Here is a 17,832-nt window from a genome sequence, read left to right as displayed (position 1 = left end):
GGGGAACTGCGGCAGCTGTTGGAGGATGAACCCGCTTCCCCACCGATGATGGCGTTCGAGCCAGGGGAACTGCGGCAACTGTTGGAGGATGAACCCGCTTCCCCACCGATGATGGCGTTCGAGCCAGGGGAACTGCGGCAACTGTTGGAAGACGAGCCTGCCTCCACTTGGGCACAAATCAATTCGACCCCACATGCGCGAGCGGACGGTGTTCATCAGCCAGCCCAGGCGCCGTGGCTCCCTGAACGCAGAAGATAACTTTGCGGAGGAGCGGTCACGCAACTGTCGGCGGCGCCGGGCCTCAGGGTGAATGGAAAGGATGGAGTGGCGGATGGTGTCGCGTGAAGGCGCAACACGCGTGCTGACCGACCTGCATACGTAGGAAGTCGTTCATTGCTCCCAAATCGTATGTGAGGAACATTCCTGTCCCGGCTGCGCCGCGCGATGCTAGGTCGCGTTGTTCAGCGGGCCAAGCCGATGACACCTACGAAGCTACTGATCGGGCAGATCGCCGTTGTGTGCGCAATTGTCATTATCGGCGTATGGACGGCAACCCAATGGTGCGCTCAAATGCTGACCTACCAGACGCCTCTCGGCGCACCATGGTTTCTCTTCGCCGGCTGGCCAATCTACAAGCCGTGGAAGCTGTTTGAATGGTGGTTCCACTTCGATGCTTATGCGCCGGAGGTCTTCGACAAAGCCGGTACGCTTGCAGGCGCCAGCGGATTCCTGGGCTGTGCCGCCGCAATCGCTGGCTCGCTTTTGCGCGCGCGACAGCGCGGGTCGGTTACGACCTATGGGTCTTCACGGTGGGCCACGACTCATGAGGTCGAGACGGCAGGGTTGTTACGGCCGGCGGGCGTTTTCCTCGGTAGGCTGAACGATCGCTATCTGCGCCATGACGGCCCGGAGCACGTCATGGCATTTGCGCCGACGCGTTCGGGCAAGGGCGTGGGGCTGGTTGTTCCAACGCTACTTTCCTGGACCGGGTCTGCCATCATTCATGATATAAAAGGCGAAAATTGGCAGTTGACCTCCGGCTGGCGGTCGAAATTCTCGTACTGCCTTCTGTTCAATCCGACCGACCCGAGATCGGCACGCTACAACCCGCTGCTGGAGGTGCGCAAAGGCCCAGATGAGATCCGGGACGTTCAAAACATCGCCGACATCCTCGTCGATCCCGAGGGCGCGCTGGAGCGACGGAACCACTGGGAGAAGACCAGCCATTCACTCCTAGTTGGCGCCATTTTGCACGTGCTCTACGCTGAAGAGGACAAGACGCTGGCCCGCGTCGCCACCTTCCTGTCGGACCCGCAACGCTCGTTTGCCGCAACGCTACGGCGGATGATGACGACAAACCATCTCGGGACGGGGCATAACCCTCAGGTCCATCCCGTAGTGGCCTCGGCGGCTCGCGAACTCCTGAACAAGTCGGAAAACGAGCGCTCAGGCGTCCTCTCGACCGCCATGTCCTTTCTCGGGCTTTATCGTGATCCAACGGTCGCGGCGGCCACTTCGTCCTGCGACTGGCGCATCGCTGACCTAGTGGATGGAGAGCGACCGCTGTCGCTCTATCTGGTCGTGCCGCCTTCGGATATCTCGCGCACCAAGCCTTTGGTGCGACTGATCTTGAACCAGATCGGCAGGCGGTTGACGGAGCGTCTGGAGGGGGACCCGAAGAAGAGCCGTAAGCATCAGCTGCTCATGATGCTGGACGAGTTTCCGGCGCTCGGTCGCCTCGACTTCTTCGAAACGGCGCTCGCCTTCATGGCAGGTTATGGCATTCGCTCCTATCTGATCGCACAATCTTTGAACCAGGTTTCAAAGGCCTATGGCGAGAACAATGCTATTCTCGACAATTGCCACGTGCGAATTGCCTTTTCCTCCAATGACGAACGCACGGCCAAGCGCATCTCGGATGCCCTCGGCACCGCAACCGAACTTAGGTCGATGCGCAACTATGCGGGCCATCGGCTTGCGCCCTGGCTTTCACATGTCATGGTGAGCCGCCAGGAAACCGCGCGCCCGCTCCTGACGCCAGGCGAGGTGATGCAATTGCCGCCGTCAGACGAATTGGTCCTGGTTTCTGGGTTGCCGCCGATCCGCGCCAAGAAGCTGCGCTATTATCAGGATCAGAATTTCACAGATCGGGTGCTGCCTGCGCCGGTGCTGCACGACGGGCCCTATGCGGACTGCCCTGCATCACGCCCGGACGGCTGGACTGGACAAGTGTGCAGCGTCGATAGCCGACTTGCTGCGGACGAGGAAAGCGCCGACGCGCCAGTTGAAGACGAGGGAGGCGTTCAGCAGCAACGCCATCCAAGCCTGCCCGAAGAAGACGTTGTTGTCTCTCAAGAGCCCGATCAGGCCGATCTGTACAAGCCCGCAGACGATGACAGCGAAGCGCTCGCGGACAAGCGTGTCATGGATCGGATTTCCACTGCGGCCCGCGCCTACGGTATCAACGAGGGCAGGGGCGACGATGTCATTCCCGGCTTCTGAAGTCCGCTGAGTTGCAGAGCGCACCTCAGCGTAGATAACGGCCATAAGCAATTTTGAGCGTCTGGCCGATGCTTCTCCCGTCGCCGGCGCAACGCCGGGCCGTCGGAACGAGCCGCATGAAGCCGCACCGCATTCGCCATCAGTTTCTGCTTGAGCCGGAGCTCAGCGAGAAACTGGACAACCTCAGTCGCGATCCGTCAACGACCAAATCAGCGATCGTGGCGAAGGCGATCGAGGCGTTCATCGAGCGGCGTGGCGAGAGCGAGTTCGATCGGCGCTACGGCGTAAGGCTTGACCGGCTCTCCCGCGATCTTGCCCACGTCAGGCGCGATTCCGAGGTGATCCTGGAGAGCCTGGCGCTCTTCATCCGCTTTTCGATCACCCTTCATGCCCACACGCCGGTCCCGGATCGGGCAACGCAGGCTATTGCCCAAGAGCGTTTCGAGAAATTCGTTGAGAAGGTCGGCCGCCAGCTCGCTTCCGGCAAAAAGTCGCTTAGCAAAGACAATGGTGGGGGAGGGGAAGGATGAGCTCTCATCCCGAGGCCGACCACCGGCGGCGTGTCATGCTGCGCACCGCCCTGGGTCCGGCAATCACCGAAGCCCTTGCCGATCCGTCCGTCATCGAGGTGATGGTCAATCCCGACGGTGCGCTGCGGCTCGACCGGCTGGGCGAGGGCCGAGTCAATACGGGCGTGCATCTGCACCCGTCCGAGGCGGAACGCATCATCCGCCTGGTCGCCTCCCATGTGCGGGTCGAGGCGCACGCGGACAATCCGATTGTCAGTGCCGAACTGCCGTCGGGCGAGCGCTTCGAGGGTCTGCTGCCGCCGGTCGTGCTCGCGCCATGCTTTGCCATCCGTAAACCAGCGGCAAAGCTCTACACGCTGGCCGACTATGTCGCGGACCGGATCATGCTGCCGCTGCAGGTCGATGTGCTCAAGAGGGCAGTCCGCGAGCGGCGCAACATCCTGGTCGCCGGCGGCACGTCTTCGGGCAAGACAACCCTTGCCAATGCGCTGCTGGCGGAGGTCGCAGAATGCGACGAGCGGGTGATCCTCATCGAGGACACGCGCGAACTGCAGTGCGCGGCCAGGGACTGCGTGGCCCTGAGAACGAGGCGGGGCTCGGTCACCCTTGCCGATCTCGTGCGCTCAACGCTGCGGCTCAGGCCCGACCGCATCATCGTCGGCGAAGTAAGAGGTGCGGAAGCACTCGACATGCTGAAGGCATGGAACACCGGGCACCCCGGCGGCATCGCCACGGTTCACGCCAATTCGGCGCGCTCCGCACTCTACCGTATCGAGCAGCTCGCACAGGAAGCAGTCGTCACCGTTCCCCGCCGCCTCATCGCCGATGCCGTCGACCTGCTCGTCTTCATCGCCGGCCGCGGCTCGTCGCGCCACATCGACGCAATCGCCGAGGTCACCGGTCTCGACGGCAGCGGCGATTACGCCGTTGCCCCGCTCACGCTTTCGCAACTCCAGCAGCTTTGAAAGGCCTTCCTCATGCGCAAGAAGCTTCGCTTTCTTTCGTCCACAGCGCTCGCGTTTCTTATCACGGCCCCCGTTTATGCCGCCGGCTCCGGCATGCCGTGGGAGCAGCCGCTGCAGCAGATCCTGGAGTCGGTGCAGGGACCGGTCGCCAAGATCGTTGCGGTGATCATCATTATCACCACCGGCCTGACGCTTGCCTTCGGCGACACCGCCGGTGGTTTTCGGCGCCTGATTCAGATCGTCTTCGGTCTGTCGATCGCCTTCGCGGCATCGAGCTTCTTCCTCTCCTTCTTCTCCTTCGGTGGTGGGGCGCTCGTCTGATGGCCGCCGGGGAGCAGCATATCGAGGGCTTCGCAGTACCGGTCCACCGGGCGCTGACCGAGCCGATCCTGCTCGGCGGGGCTCCGCGCGCGGTGGCGATCCTCAACGGTACAGTGGCCGCGGCCATTGGCTTCGGCTTGCAGCAATGGATTGCTGGTCTGGTGCTTTGGATCGCGGGCCACTCGTTAGCGGTCTTTGCCGCAAGACGCGATCCGGACTTCGCCAGCGTGCTTGTGCGCCACCTTCGTCTGAAGGGGTGGCTTGCATGCTGAACCTTTCGGAATATCGAAGCAAAGCCGACCGGCTTGCCGACCATCTACCCTGGGCTGCCTTGGTGGCGCCCGGCATCGTGCTCAACAAGGACGGCAGCTTTCAGCGGACGTTGCGGTTCCGCGGCCCGGATCTCGAAAGTGCGACGGAGGCTGAACTCGTCGGCATTTGCGGCCGGGCGAACAATGCTCTCAGACGCCTTGGCTCTGGCTGGGCATTGTTCTTTGAGGCCGAGCGCATAGAAGCGCTGGGCTATCCGAACTCGCATTTCCCTGACGCCGCGTCGTGGCTGGTCGACGAAGAACGCCGCGCTGCTTTCGAGGGGAAGGTAGCGCACTACGAGAGCCGCTATCATGTGACCTTAGTGTTTATGCCACCGCCCGACGCCCAGGCGCGCGCGGAAAGCGCGCTCGTCGACTCTCATTATTCCCAAGGAGAAAGAGACTGGCGCCAGGATCTGGCGAGGTTCCGTGACGAGACCAACCGCGTGCTCGATCTCTTCTCGGGTTTCATGCCCGAAGTACGCGTCCTCGATGATGCTCAGACGTTGACCTATCTCCACGGCACGATTTCGCCTCGCCGCCATCCTATCATGGTCCCGGAAACGCCGATATATCTGGATGCCATCCTGGTCGATGCGCCGCTTGCCGGTGGCCTGGAGCCGATGCTGGGTGAGCAGCATCTTCGCACACTGACCATCCTCGGCTTTCCGAACCTCACCCGGCCCGGGATTCTCGATGCCCTCAATCATCAGGATTTCGCCTATCGCTGGATGACGCGCTTCATTCCGCTCGAGAAAACGGAAGCCACGAAGACGCTGACGCGGTTGCGCCGGCAGTGGTTTGCCAAGCGCAAATCGATCGTGGCAATCCTACGCGAGGTCATTACCAACGAGCCGGTCCCGCTTGTCGACAGCGATGCCGACAACAAGGCGCTCGATGCCGACGAAGCCCTTCAGGCATTGGGCGGCGATCATGTGAGCTTCGGCTATCTCACCACGACCGTGACGGTGTGGGGCGAGGATCGCCAAGCCGCTGCAGAGAAGCTTCGCGCGGTCGAGCGCATCATCAATGGGATCGGTTTCACCACGATCCGAGAAGGCGTCAATGCGGTCGAGGCTTGGCTCGGCTCATTGCCTGGCCATGTCTACGCTAACGTTCGCCAACCGCTCGTTCATACTTTGAACCTTGCCCATCTCATGCCGCTGTCGTCGGTTTGGGCCGGTCCTGCGACAAACGAGTATCTCGCGAAAGTCACCCAAACCGAAGCGCCACCGCTTCTCGTTGCCGAGACCAGCGGGTCGACACCGTTTCGGCTTTCCACCCACGTCGAAGATGTCGGCCACATGCTGGCTGTTGGTCCGACCGGCGCCGGCAAGTCGGTTCTGCTTGCTCTGATTGCTCTGCAGTTCAGGCGCTATGCCGGCGCCCAGGTTTATGTCTTCGACAAAGGCAATTCGGCCCGTGCTGCAACACTTGCCATGGGTGGAGAACACCACGCGCTAGGAGCGGACGGTTCCCTTGCCTTTCAGCCACTGCGCAGCATCAACGACCAGGCTAGCCGAAGCTGGGCGGCCGAATGGATCGCCAGCCTTATTGCCCACGAGAACGTCACCGTCACGCCGGAGGTGAAGGAGGCTATCTGGTCAGCGCTGGCCAGCCTTGCCACCGCGCCGGCGCAGGAACGCACACTGACCGGCCTTTCGGTCCTGCTTCAATCCAATGCGCTGAAGTCCGCATTGATGCCCTACACGCTCGACGGTCCCTTCGGCCGCCTGCTCGATGCCGATCATGATGGGCTGGCCTTGTCGGATGTGCAGTGTTTCGAGACCGAGGAGCTGATGCACAGCCAAGGCGCTTTGCTGCCGGTGCTTACCTATCTGTTCCAGCGACTTGAGGAACGGTTCGACGGACGGCCCACGCTGATCATGCTCGACGAGGCGTGGGTCTATCTCGACAATCCGCTGTTCGCCGCCCGCATCCGCGAATGGCTGAAGGTGCTGCGAAAGAAGAACGTGTCGGTTGTCTTCGCTACGCAGTCGCTGGCTGATATCGCGGGCTCTGCCATAGCGCCGGCAATCATCGAAAGCTGCCCGCAGCGCATTTTCCTTCCCAATGATCGTGCCGTGGAACCCCAGGCGCGCACAGCCTACGAACGCTTCGGTTTAAGCGAGCGGCAGATCGAATTGATCGCCCGCGCCACGCCGAAGCGTCAGTATTATCTGCAATCGCGCCGCGGCAACCGTCTGTTCGAGCTCGGGCTTGGCCCCATCGCTCTTGCGCTTTGCGGTGCTTCCGATCCGGCCACGCAGACTCTGATCGACAGGATCCTGTCCGAAGACGGGCAAGGCAGCTTTGCCTCGCAGTTCCTGATCGCGCGCGGCCTCGATTGGGCCGGCGAACTTCTCAAGCAATTCCCTCAACCAGACAAGGAGCAATTAGCATGATGCGGCGACGCCTTCTCTCCGGCCTGATCACCGTTTCCCTGATCGCCAAGCCTATGGCCGACTATGTGCAGCCCGCCTACGCCCTTATCGTGTTCGATCCGTCCAATTATGCGCAGAACGTGCTGACGGCCGCGCGCGCCCTGGAGCAGATCAACAACCAGATCCAGTCGCTGCAGAATCAGGCGACCATGCTGCAGAACATGGCGCGCAATCTTCAGCGTCTGGATTTCTCTTCCGTTGGCCAACTCACCGGTTCGCTCCATCGCATCGACGGCTTGATGGACCAGGCGAGTGGCCTCAGCTTTGATCTGGGCAAGCTTCAAGACCAGTGGCGCAGCCAATATCCGGAAAGCTACGACGCCACGATCAAGGTCAGCGATGTGGCGAGTGCTGCGCGCGAGCGTTGGCAAAGCGCCATGCAGGCGTTCCGCCAGACCATGGGGGTCCAGTCGCAAATCGTCGAGAACGTCCGCGCCGACGGCGATCTGCTCGCCGATCTCGTCAACCGCAGCCAAGGGGCGGCCGGTGCGCTTCAGGCAAGCCAGGCCACCAACCAGCTGATAGCGCTTTCGACAAAGCAGCAGATGCAGATCCAGACGCTGCTCGCAACGCAGTTTCGAGCTGAGGCCGAGGATGCCGCCCGCAAGGCCCAGTCAGAGGAAGCCGCCCGCGAGATGACGAAGCGATTCTTGGGTACCGGCTCGGCTTATCCCGGCAATTAATCACGAGTTCATCACGACGAGGAAGGCAGCGGCATGAACGACCTTGGCGTCATCGATCGCTTCATGGAGACCTTCATCCGCTACATCGACAGCGGGTTCGGTCTGCTCTCGGGCGACGTCGCCTTCCTCACTACCATTCTGATCGGCATTGACATCACACTTGCCGGCCTGGCGTGGGCGCTCGGCGAGGAGACCAGCGTTCTCGGCCGGCTTGTCCGCAAGGTGCTCTATGTTGGCGTCTTCGCCTTCATCCTGAACAATTTCAAGAACCTCGCCGATATCATTTATCGTTCTTTTGCCGGTCTCGGGATTAATGCGTCGGCCGGCAATCTGTCGGCAGACAATCTCCTGCGCCCGGGCCGCATTGCCGCGACCGGTTTCGAAGGTGCTTGGCCAATGCTTGACCAAGCCAGTCAGCTCCTGGGCTTCCCGGAAATCTTCGGCAACGCACTGACCATCTTCGTGCTGCTGATGGCCTGGTTCCTGGTCATCATCGCCTTCTTCATCCTTTCCATCCAGCTTTTCATCACCATCCTTGAGTTCAAGCTCACCACGCTGGCAGGTTTTGTTTTGGTTCCATTCGCACTTTGGAACCGTTCAGCGTTCCTGGCCGAACGCGTGCTCGGCCATGTTATCTCGTCAGGCATCAAGGTGATGGTGCTCGCCGTCATTGTCGGCATCGGCTCCACGCTCTTCGGGGAGTTCGCTTCCGCATTGCAAGGCAAGGAGCCGGATCTGGCCGCTGCCATGTCCCAGGTACTGGGCGCACTGGCACTGCTTGGCCTTGGCATTTTTGGGCCGGGGATCGCGTCGGGTCTTGTCTCAGGCGCACCGCAGCTTGGCGCGGGCGCCGCCCTCGGCACGACCGCGGCGGCAGCGGGTGTATCACTCGTTGCTGGAGGCACGGCATTTTCTGGCGCGCGTATGGCAACCAGCGGCGGTCTCGCCGCCATCCGCGCCGGCACAACAATGGGATCGGCTGCTTCCACGTCCTGGCAGATCGGGCGCGCAACCTCGCCCGACGTTGGCCTCTCCGGTGTGGCTGCTGGAATGCATGGTGTAACCAGTGCCGCTGGCGGCGCTGCTATACGCGTAGCGCGATCCGCCACTGCAAGTGTTGGGCGCAACGCCGATGCCGGGCGCGATGCCGCGTGGACCGCGACCGGCGGCACGCCGACCGCGTCAATGACCGAACGCTCTGCCGGTTCGGCCACTGTTTCGGCGCCGACGTGGGCAAGGCGCCTACGTTCTGAACAGACCGCCCGTGCACATCGCCACGCTGCCATGCAAGCTGTCCGAGACGGAGACCGGCCGGGAGGCAGCGCCAACCCCTCTCTCAACGACAAGGATGACTAGATGCTCTTCAAGCGACCCGTGCACCGTTACGGCAAAACACCCGAACCGGTCACGCCGTATCAAAAAGCCGCCCAGCTGTGGGACGAGCGCATCGGCTCATCTCGACTGCAGGCCAGGAACTGGCGGCTCATGGCCCTTGGGTGCCTGGCCTTGGCGACCGGACTTTCCGGCGGACTCGTATGGCAGTCGATGCAAAGCCGTGTCGTGCCTTACGTCGTCGAGGTCGATGGCTTCGGCGAGACGCGCGCCGTCGCGCCGGCAATCCGGAATTATGAGCCCTCGGATGCTCAGATCGCCTGGCATCTCGGCCGCTTCATCCAGAATGTCCGTTCCGTTTCCACCGATCCGGTTTTGGTACGGCAGAACTGGTTGGCAGCTTACGACTTTGCTAGCGATCGCGCAGCGCTCTTCCTCAACGAATACGCCAAGGCGAACGACCCCTTCGGTCAGATCGGAACGCGCAGTGTCTCGGTACAGGTCACCAGCGTGGTCAGGGCCTCCGAAAGTTCATTCCAGGTCAAATGGACCGAGCAGGTGTTTGAGCGCGGAAGCCTTGCCAGCACGATGCGCTGGACTGCGATCCTCACGATCGTGATCCGCTCGCCAAGCAATACGGATCAGCTGCGCAAGAATCCGCTCGGCGTCTTCATCAACGCCATTGACTGGTCACGCGAGCTCGACAGCGCCGTCCCACCCCCCCTTTCTCCGACGGAGTCCACCAATGAAAGATAAAATGTCACCGATTCGTGCCGTGCTGATCCTATCGGTGTCGGCAGCGGTCGTTTCCGCTTGTGCATCGAAGAAGGTGCCGCCGCCTGAGATTTCCTATGACGCTGCTGACTTCAAACCGGCCGCGATCGAGAAGGCGCCGGAGAGGCCGATTAGAATTGTCGAGGTGCCAAAACCACTGCCGCTGCCTGGCCAATTGCAGCCCGAGTCCGGCAAGGCCGAGGACAAGCGCCCCCCTGAAGAACGCGTCGCTGATGCCAACAAAGCCGCGACCCAGCAACCCACCAAGTACGGGTATGTTAATGCCGTGCAAGTCTACCCCTTCACCGATGGCGCGCTTTATCAGCTCTATGCCGCGCCGGAGCGCGTGACCGACATCGCTCTGCAGCCGGGCGAGAAACTAACCGCCGTGTCGGCTGGCGACACCGTGCGCTGGGTCATAGGCGATACCGCAAGCGGCACCGGTGACAATCAGCGCACCCATGTTCTGGTGAAACCCTTCGCGCCGGGTCTTGCCACCAATGTCGTCATTACGACGGACCGGCGGACCTATCATTTGCAGCTTCAAAGCACCGAGAAGACAGCAATGGCGGCAATCTCCTGGACCTACAGCCAAGACCAGATCATCGCGCTTCGCCAGCGCAATGCTCAAGCCGAGGCAGTTACACCGGTCGCGTCGAATATCGCGCTCGAAAACCTTCGCTTTCGCTACTCGATCAGTGGCGACACACCGCCCTGGAGACCGACGCGAGCCTTCGACGACGGCAGCAAGGTCTATATTGAGTTCCCTCGTCGCATAGATCAGGGCGAGGCGCCACCACTCTTCATCGTCGGCGCAGATGGGAGCAGCGAGCTCGTCAACTATCGCGTGCGCGGCAACTATTACATCGTCGATCGGCTCTTCGCCGCGGCCGAACTTCGCCTCGGCACCAAGCAGCAGCAGGTGATCCGCATCAGCAGGATTGACGACAGGCAACCGCTACGGCGGATCTCGCTCTTTTCGCGTTCCAGCCGGTGAGGTGAGGGCTCATGATCGAAAATTCCCGCTCTGGCATCCCGCCGAAACTGGATCCCGAGGAACTGCAGCTTCGGGCCTCTCCCCGCCGCGTGGTGCGGTTCAGGCGCGGTGTGATCATCGCGATCGCAGCGCTCGGATCCGGCGCTGTGTTCGGCGTTGCCATGATGGCGCTCCAGGGGCCGGCCCTTCGCATCAGGGATCAGGCGGAAGATCTCTACAGCACTGAGCGCAAACCAACCGTCGAGGGACTCGATACGCTTCCCCATGACTATTCCGGCATGAAGCCGAAGCCTCCCGTCCTTGGGCCACCTTTGCCGGGCGACCTCGGTCGCCCCATCCTCGAGCGGCAGCGCCAGCTCGGCATCGTGCCGGGCCAAGACATCTCGGCCGAGGAGCAGCGTCTAGCGCAGCAGGCGATCGAAGCGCGTGAATCGCAGGTGCTTTTCCGCGTCGAAAATCGAGCTCAACAGACAGATGTCGGTGAGAGCGTGCAAACTGCTCAGCATCCATTTGAGGCACTTCCCCAATCCGAAGCAGCACGCGCGTCAGCCTCGGTGGCGCCGGCGGAAGGCGACCAGAACAATCAGCAGCGAAAGCTTGATTTCCTCAGCCAGCGGAGCACTGGCGGGATCTACAATCCGCATGCGCTGCAGACGCCGATCTCGCCGTATCAACTGATGGCTGGCAGCGTGATTGCCGCCAGCCTGATCACCGGCATCAATTCCGATTTGCCGGGCCTTGTCGTCGCGCAAGTCACCGAGAATGTGCACGACACGGTCACGGGCAACATATTGCTGATTCCGCAGGGCTCACGTCTTATCGGCGTCTACGACAGCGTCGTCGCGTTCGGGCAAAAGCGAGCGCTGCTGGTCTGGCAGCGCATTCTGCTGCCCGACGGCTCGTCGGTCGAAATCGACAATCTGCCCGCGAGCGACACCGCCGGCTACGCAGGGCTGGAAGACAAAGTCGATTTCCACACCTGGCAGCTGATCAAGGGGGTGGCGCTTGCCACATTGCTCGGTGTCGGCACGGAATTCAGCCTCGGCGAAAACGAGAGCGATCTGGTCAAGGCGATCCGGGAATCAGCCCAGCAGAACGCCAGTCGAGCCGGCCAGCGCATCACCGAAAAAAACCTCAATATCCAGCCCACCATCATCGTCCGCCCAGGTTGGCCACTGCGCGTCATCGTGCACAAGGACATCGTGCTGCGGCCATACGCGAGTTGAGCAGGAGTTACCATGGCTGACCTGAAACTTGGAAAGCTTCCAGACCGAACAGCTTCGAAGATCACCATTACCGTCAGCGCGGAGCTGGGCCAAACACTCAAGGAGTATGCTGCACTTTACCGTCAGACCTATCGTCAGTCTGAAACCGTGGCAGAACTCATCCCTTTCATGCTGGCGGCGTTTCTGGAAGGCGACCGAGCCTTTGCCAAGGCCCGAAAAGAAGGTCTGCCGACGGAGCTTGCCGAAAAATCGTGACTCCTCCGCTAGAGGCAGCTGGAACATTGCCTAGCTGTCGCGGCCTACCTGCTCTTCGCGAAGCATAGGATCAAACACCTTGGAATGCAGGTATGCGTAAGAGAGGATGTGGAAGGAAATACCGCGCAACAGCCTAAGTTTGCATTTTCGATTGGATGCGGTAGTCGCCTATGAGCGGTCAAAATGAAACGCAGCTGGTTCGCGATCGACCAAACGGCGAGCGCACTGTGCTTTGCTCAGACCGCCACCGAGTGCCTCGCCGTTCCCCCTTTGAAATATGTATCGAACTTGGCCGCGATGGTTCGAACGAAGGGGCGACTTTCAGCCCGTACGACGAAACTGTCGCCATCGAATTCAAGCGCTCGGGCAGGATCGTGGAGGGCGATGGACCTCGAGCGATGAAGGAGCTTCTCGCCGGCTTTGCCGAACCGCTCCACCAGATCGACTGCCGAGAAGGCAAAATCACACATCAGCCGCTCGATTATCCAGCCACGGACGCGATCGTCGTCGGAAAGGGCAACGCCCCGGACGGCAGCCAACCCGCCATCCGCAACCATGCGCCCGTACCCGGCAGTCGAAGCCATGTTCTGCACGTAGCCTTGGCGAAAACGACCGATGGACGAAGGGCCAAGTCCGATCAGTGTCGGGCAGCGATCCTCGGTGTAGCCCTGAAAATTGCGATGCAAAACCCCTGCGCGGGCCGCTATGGCCAGCGCATCGTCGGGCTTCGCGAAATGATCGAGTCCTATTGCCTCATATCCCTTAGCGACAATTGCCCGCGCCGCGAGTTGAGATTGGGCGAAACGCTCGGTGGGACTCGGCAGCCATGCCTCGTCGATCATCGTCTGATGCTTCTTGAACCAGGGCACATGTGCGTAGCCGAACAGAGCCATCCGGTCTGGTTCCAAGGTCAGTGCCTGCGCCACCGTGGAACAGATCGTCTCGCGTGTCTGATTCGGGAGCCCGTAGAGCAGGTCCAGATTGACCGATTCAACGCCCCGCGAACGAACCCCGTCGACGACTGCCTTGGTCTGCAAAAAACTTTGCTCACGATTAATTGCTTTTTGCACTTGCGGATCGAAATCCTGCACGCCGAGGCTCGCCCGCGTTACGCCGATTTGAGCAAGCGCATCAAGGCGCGCCTTGTCCATGTCGTTGGTTCCGATTTCGATGCTGACCGTAGCATCCGGGAGAAGGTCGAAGCTGTCCCGCAAGGCCGCTCCAAGAGCAACCATGTCATCGGGCCTCAGCATCGTTGGCGAACCGCCACCGAAGTGGATTGCACGGACATGTGCCTTGCCGCTCACCAGACCGGCAATCGTGACGATTTCGGCATTCAGCGAGCGCAGATAAGCGGCCACCGGTTCATATTGGTGCGTCTGCTTGGTGTGGCAGGCGCAGAACCAGCAGAGCTTGTCGCAGTAAGGAATGTGCAAATACAGCGAGATTTCGTCGCCACTTTCCAGCGCCTCCAACCAGCCACGGTAAATGGCAGCATCGACCCCGGAATGGAAATGCGGCGCCGTCGGATAGCTTGTGTAGCGTGGGACGTTCTCGCTGAGTTTGACAGCTATTTCCGATTGCATCTCGCGTTCACCGTGTTGCCCGCCGAACACTGCACGCATCGCTGAAGCAGACCCTGATCTCGATCAGCCGCGCGCATGGACAAACCGCCGCAGGACTTCTCTACCCTGGATGGGTATCCTGCCGGCAGTTAGGATCGGGTAAAGCGAACGCATGACCTTTCGGCAAGACATTCATACTTCCGGCATTCCTGTTCTTTGCCTCCCTTGCGAGGCACGGCGTCGCGGTGTCTGCGGTGCGCTCGATCCAGACAATTTGGTTGGGCTCGCCAAGACTTGCTCGCGTCGCCGGATCGAGTCAGGAATGGAGTTGACCGGCGAGGCACAGAACGTCGACAGCTACTCGAACGTGCTTTCAGGCGTGGTAAAGCTATCAAAGAGCCTGTCGGATGGGCGCCAGCAGATCGTCGGTCTCCAGTTTGCACCGGATTTTCTGGGACGTCCTTTCAAGGTGGAAAGCTCGATCAATGCGGAAGCGGCAACAGCAGTCACGCTGTGCTCGTTTCCGCGAGCGGCCGTCGAACGGATGATGAAGGCGTCACGGGAATTCGAGCATCGCCTGCTCAAACAGACGCTGAATGAACTCGATGAGGCGCGCGAGTGGATGGTGACGCTGGGGCGCAAGACAGCTCCGGAAAAGGTGGCGAGTTTTCTCCTCATGATGGCCCGGAATATCGATTCCAGTCTCGACGCGGCTTCCAGGTCAGCGTCCTTCGATCTGCCGCTGACGCGTGCCGAAATCTCTGATTTCCTTGGAATTACCAACGAAACCGTGAGCCGCCAACTGACGCGATTGCGGGCTGACGGGGTGATTCGGATTGAGAACGCACGCCATGTGACGGTGGACAGCATAAGCCGTCTGGAGAAGCGCTGTGGCGGCGGACGCGAGCGGCCCTAAGCGGCGAGGCCCATGTCGCATGGCTCCGGGGCGGGCCGTGCTTGCCTTCTAATGCGATGTCGCCGCGCCTTCGAAGAAGCGGCGTCACGGTCGAGACAGACAGCTTTCGGGCTTTGATAGGGACGATGACCAATCGCCAGGTGTGTTTCGGCACATACCGGCGAAGCACGGTCCTTAAGCTGCCACGGCTCGGCCGAACGATCGCGTTCGTTTCCAATGGGATCCGAACAACGTTTGGCAGGGCATCGGCAATAGCATCCAACGCGTCGCAGAGCCTCAGCTTTCGCCTCAATCGATCGCGTCTGCGCCCGCCCAACCCAGGGAACGCCTTCCATGAGGGGGTGAGCCCGCGCTGCGTTCCTCGTTCATTCGCCACCTGCTGATTGCGCCGCCGACACAAAATCGTGCGGCCTGACATAGATCAGGGCGAGGGGGCGGCGGCTGCGCAATTAGTGCGCTGCGGATTTGGCATCCACCAGATTCGAGATCGGGATCTGCAATGAAATTCGGCACCGAGATCGTCCTTCTAAGCGTGTTCGCTTTTGCGGCCCTGGTGGCCGCCGGCTTCGGCGTGGATGAACCTTTCCGCCGACATATGTGGGTGTTGTTCTTCGCAGTGGCTGGTTTCACTGCGATCCTGTTGCGCAACACGGAGTTCAAGCCAGCAGCTCCGATTGACCCATCCGCTTACATGGATGGTCCGATCCGCTACGGCGCGATCGCCACCGTGTTCTGGGGTGTCGTCGGGATGCTGGTCGGCGTGGTGATCGCGCTTCAGCTCGCCTATCCCGATCTCAACATCCAGCCCTGGTTCAATTTCGGCCGTTTGCGGCCGCTGCATACATCCGGTGTCGTCTTCGCCTTCGGTGGCAACGCGCTGCTTTGCACGTCTCTGTATGTCGTGCAGCGCACCTGCCGCGCCCGCCTCTTCGGCGGTGATCTCGCCTGGTTCGTCTTCTGGGGCTACCAGCTGTTCATCGTCATGGCCGCGACCGGCTATCTGCTCGGCATCACCGAGGGCCGCGAGTACGCCGAACCCGAATGGTATGTGGATGTCTGGCTGACCATCGTCTGGGTCGCCTACCTCATTCTGTTCCTTGGCACGATCCTGAAGCGCAAGGAACCGCATATCTACGTCGCCAACTGGTTCTACCTGTCGTTCATCGTGACCATCGCGATGCTGCATGTGGTCAACAACCTGTCGATGCCAGTCTCGTTCCTGGGCTCCAAGAGCTACTCCGCCTTTTCCGGGGTCCAGGACGCGCTGACCCAATGGTGGTACGGCCACAACGCGGTCGGCTTCTTTCTCACCGCCGGCTTCCTTGGCATGATGTATTATTTCGTGCCCAAGCAGGCGAACCGGCCAGTCTATTCGTACCGGCTGTCGATCGTCCATTTCTGGGCGATCATCTTTCTCTACATCTGGGCTGGCCCGCATCACCTGCACTACACCGCCTTGCCAGATTGGGCGCAGACGCTCGGCATGGCGTTCTCGATCATGCTGTGGATGCCGTCCTGGGGCGGCATGATCAACGGCCTGATGACGCTGTCCGGCGCCTGGGACAAGCTGCGCACCGATCCGATCATCCGCATGATGGTGATGGCCGTCGCCTTCTATGGCATGTCGACCTTCGAAGGCCCGATCATGGCGATCAGGGCGGTCAATTCGCTGTCGCATTATACCGACTGGACCATCGGCCACGTCCATTCGGGCGCGCTCGGCTGGGTTGGCATGATCTCGTTCGGCGCAATCTACTACATGGTGCCGAAGCTCTGGAACCGTCACCGGCTCTACTCGCTGCGGCTCGTCACCTGGCACTTCTGGCTGGCGACACTCGGGATCGTCGTCTACGCCTCGGTCATGTGGGTGTCAGGCATCATGCAGGGCCTGATGTGGCGTGAATACGACCAGCAGGGCTTCCTGGTCTATTCCTTCGCCGAAACCGTCGCTGCCATGCACCCATACTACGTCATGCGCGCCATCGGTGGGGCCATGTACCTCTCCGGCGCCCTGATCATGGCCTGGAACATCACCATGACCATCCTCGGCCACCAGCGCGAGGAGGAGCCGATGCCGAGCCCCGTCGCCATCCGACCTGCGCGATCAGGAGCCAGGTAATGGGCTTGATGGACAAACACGCAATCATCGAGAAGAACGCCACGCTTCTTCTCGTTGGCTCGCTGCTCGTGGTGACGGTCGGCGGTATCGTCGAGATAGCGCCTCTCTTCTATCTCGACAATACGATCGAGAAGGTGGAAGGCATGCGCCCCTATTCGCCGCTCGAACTTGTCGGGCGCAACATCTATATGCGCGAGGGCTGCTTTCTCTGCCATAGCCAGATGATCAGGCCGTTCCGCGACGAAGTTGAGCGCTATGGCCACTACAGCCTGGCTGCCGAGTCCATGTACGATCACCCCTTCCAGTGGGGATCGAAGCGCACCGGGCCGGATCTCGCCAGAGTTGGCGACCGCTACTCGAATGCATGGCATGTCGCGCATCTTACCGACCCGCGCTCGGTGGTGCCGGAATCGATCATGCCGAGCTATGGGTTCCTGAAAGACACGCCGATCGACGTGAAGGATTTCTCGACGCATCTGGTCGCCAACAGGCGTGTAGCCGTCCCTTACACCGATGACATGATCGCGCACGCCAATGCGGATCTGGCGGCGCAGGCCGATCCCAATGCCGACACATCAGGCCTTGAGGCGCGTTACCCCAAAGTCAAGATCGGCGACTTCGACGGCAACCCGCAACAGGTCACCGAAATGGATGCCCTGCTCGCCTACCTGCAGATGCTTGGCACACTGGTCGACTTCAAAAATTACGACGAAGCCGCCGGCTACCGCTGAGGAGAACGCTGATGACCTACAATTTGATGCGGGCGTTTGCCGACAGCTGGGGCCTGGTTGCGATGGCGCTGTTCTTCGTCGGGTGCATCGCCTTTGCCCTACGCCCCGGCAGCCGAAGGCTGGCCGACGAAGCTGCCCGCATTCCGCTCGAGGACGAGTGA

Annotated in this window: 18 protein-coding genes; 17 read left to right on the top strand and 1 reads right to left on the bottom strand. The window is 61.1% G+C overall.

Features of this window, described 5'->3' with window-relative positions:
- From EOA85_RS38005 to EOA85_RS01140, 13 genes are all read left to right on the top strand, one after another.
- On the top strand, window positions 1-258 hold a 258-nt coding region (locus tag EOA85_RS38005; protein ID WP_206523217.1), incomplete at its 5' end, for a hypothetical protein.
- Between the two features lie 219 nt (window positions 259-477).
- Window positions 478-2,502, top strand: coding sequence for a conjugal transfer protein TraG (locus EOA85_RS01195; RefSeq protein ID WP_024502848.1), 2,025 nt, complete (start codon window positions 478-480; stop codon window positions 2,500-2,502).
- Window positions 2,503-2,618: 116 nt separating this feature from the next.
- Entirely contained in the window at window positions 2,619-3,032 is a 414-nt protein-coding gene (locus tag EOA85_RS01190) for a CopG family transcriptional regulator (protein WP_127208037.1), read from the top strand.
- On the top strand, window positions 3,029-3,997 hold the full coding sequence (gene trbB / locus EOA85_RS01185; RefSeq protein WP_091595797.1) for a P-type conjugative transfer ATPase TrbB: 969 nt from the start codon (window positions 3,029-3,031) through the stop codon (window positions 3,995-3,997). Before EOA85_RS01190 ends, trbB begins: the two co-directional genes overlap by 4 nt.
- A 12-nt stretch (window positions 3,998-4,009) precedes the next feature.
- Window positions 4,010-4,318 carry a TrbC/VirB2 family protein gene (locus EOA85_RS01180; protein ID WP_024502851.1) on the top strand — a complete coding sequence of 103 codons (309 nt, stop codon included), beginning with the start codon at window positions 4,010-4,012 and terminating at the stop codon, window positions 4,316-4,318.
- Window positions 4,318-4,590, top strand: a complete 273-nt coding sequence (locus EOA85_RS01175; protein WP_024502852.1) for a VirB3 family type IV secretion system protein — start codon at window positions 4,318-4,320, stop codon at window positions 4,588-4,590. The genes EOA85_RS01180 and EOA85_RS01175 overlap by 1 nt, the downstream gene beginning before the upstream one ends.
- Entirely contained in the window at window positions 4,584-7,034 is a 2,451-nt protein-coding gene (trbE, locus tag EOA85_RS01170; protein WP_029354937.1) for a conjugal transfer protein TrbE, read from the top strand. The genes EOA85_RS01175 and trbE overlap by 7 nt, the downstream gene beginning before the upstream one ends.
- Window positions 7,031-7,756 (top strand): P-type conjugative transfer protein TrbJ, encoded by a 726-nt coding sequence (trbJ, locus tag EOA85_RS01165; RefSeq protein ID WP_091595793.1) that lies wholly within the window; start codon window positions 7,031-7,033, stop codon window positions 7,754-7,756. Before trbE ends, trbJ begins: the two co-directional genes overlap by 4 nt.
- Window positions 7,757-7,789: 33 nt before the next feature.
- Window positions 7,790-9,112 (top strand): P-type conjugative transfer protein TrbL, encoded by a 1,323-nt coding sequence (trbL, locus tag EOA85_RS01160; RefSeq protein ID WP_091595791.1) that lies wholly within the window; start codon window positions 7,790-7,792, stop codon window positions 9,110-9,112.
- Window positions 9,113-9,844 (top strand): conjugal transfer protein TrbF, encoded by a 732-nt coding sequence (gene trbF, locus EOA85_RS01155; protein WP_029354943.1) that lies wholly within the window; start codon window positions 9,113-9,115, stop codon window positions 9,842-9,844.
- 1 nt (window position 9,845) lies between these two features.
- Window positions 9,846-10,859, top strand: coding sequence for a P-type conjugative transfer protein TrbG (gene trbG / locus EOA85_RS01150; protein WP_164746653.1), 1,014 nt, complete (start codon window positions 9,846-9,848; stop codon window positions 10,857-10,859).
- An 11-nt stretch (window positions 10,860-10,870) separates the two neighbouring features.
- The gene (locus EOA85_RS01145) at window positions 10,871-12,085 is read left to right on the top strand and encodes a TrbI/VirB10 family protein (RefSeq protein WP_029354947.1); all 1,215 of its coding nucleotides are present in this window, start codon (window positions 10,871-10,873) and stop codon (window positions 12,083-12,085) included.
- Window positions 12,086-12,097: 12 nt separating this feature from the next.
- Complete coding sequence (locus EOA85_RS01140; RefSeq protein ID WP_029354949.1) at window positions 12,098-12,340, top strand: DUF2274 domain-containing protein; 243 nt, start codon at window positions 12,098-12,100, stop codon at window positions 12,338-12,340.
- A gap of 236 nt (window positions 12,341-12,576) precedes the next feature.
- Here EOA85_RS01140 and hemN read toward each other — a convergent pair whose 3' ends face one another.
- The gene (hemN, locus tag EOA85_RS01135; protein ID WP_091595897.1) at window positions 12,577-13,926 is read right to left on the bottom strand and encodes an oxygen-independent coproporphyrinogen III oxidase; all 1,350 of its coding nucleotides are present in this window, start codon (window positions 13,924-13,926) and stop codon (window positions 12,577-12,579) included.
- A 151-nt stretch (window positions 13,927-14,077) separates the two neighbouring features.
- Between hemN and EOA85_RS01130 the strand changes: the two genes are divergently transcribed.
- The 4 genes from EOA85_RS01130 (at window position 14,078) to EOA85_RS01115 (ending at window position 17,832) form a co-directional block, all read left to right on the top strand.
- The gene (locus tag EOA85_RS01130; RefSeq protein WP_126105062.1) at window positions 14,078-14,821 is read left to right on the top strand and encodes a Crp/Fnr family transcriptional regulator; all 744 of its coding nucleotides are present in this window, start codon (window positions 14,078-14,080) and stop codon (window positions 14,819-14,821) included.
- Window positions 14,822-15,320: 499 nt separating this feature from the next.
- Entirely contained in the window at window positions 15,321-16,940 is a 1,620-nt protein-coding gene (gene ccoN / locus EOA85_RS01125) for a cytochrome-c oxidase, cbb3-type subunit I (RefSeq protein ID WP_091595783.1), read from the top strand.
- On the top strand, window positions 16,940-17,671 hold the full coding sequence (ccoO, locus tag EOA85_RS01120; RefSeq protein WP_091595781.1) for a cytochrome-c oxidase, cbb3-type subunit II: 732 nt from the start codon (window positions 16,940-16,942) through the stop codon (window positions 17,669-17,671). Before ccoN ends, ccoO begins: the two co-directional genes overlap by 1 nt.
- A gap of 11 nt (window positions 17,672-17,682) precedes the next feature.
- Window positions 17,683-17,832, top strand: coding sequence for a cbb3-type cytochrome c oxidase subunit 3 (locus tag EOA85_RS01115; RefSeq protein ID WP_024502864.1), 150 nt, complete (start codon window positions 17,683-17,685; stop codon window positions 17,830-17,832).

The sequence above is a fragment of the Mesorhizobium sp. M5C.F.Ca.IN.020.29.1.1 genome (genome assembly GCF_003997375.1).
Classification (GTDB): domain Bacteria; phylum Pseudomonadota; class Alphaproteobacteria; order Rhizobiales; family Rhizobiaceae; genus Mesorhizobium; species Mesorhizobium wenxiniae.
Note: the sequence above shows the minus strand (reverse complement) of the source record. Positions and strands in the feature narration are given on the sequence as shown.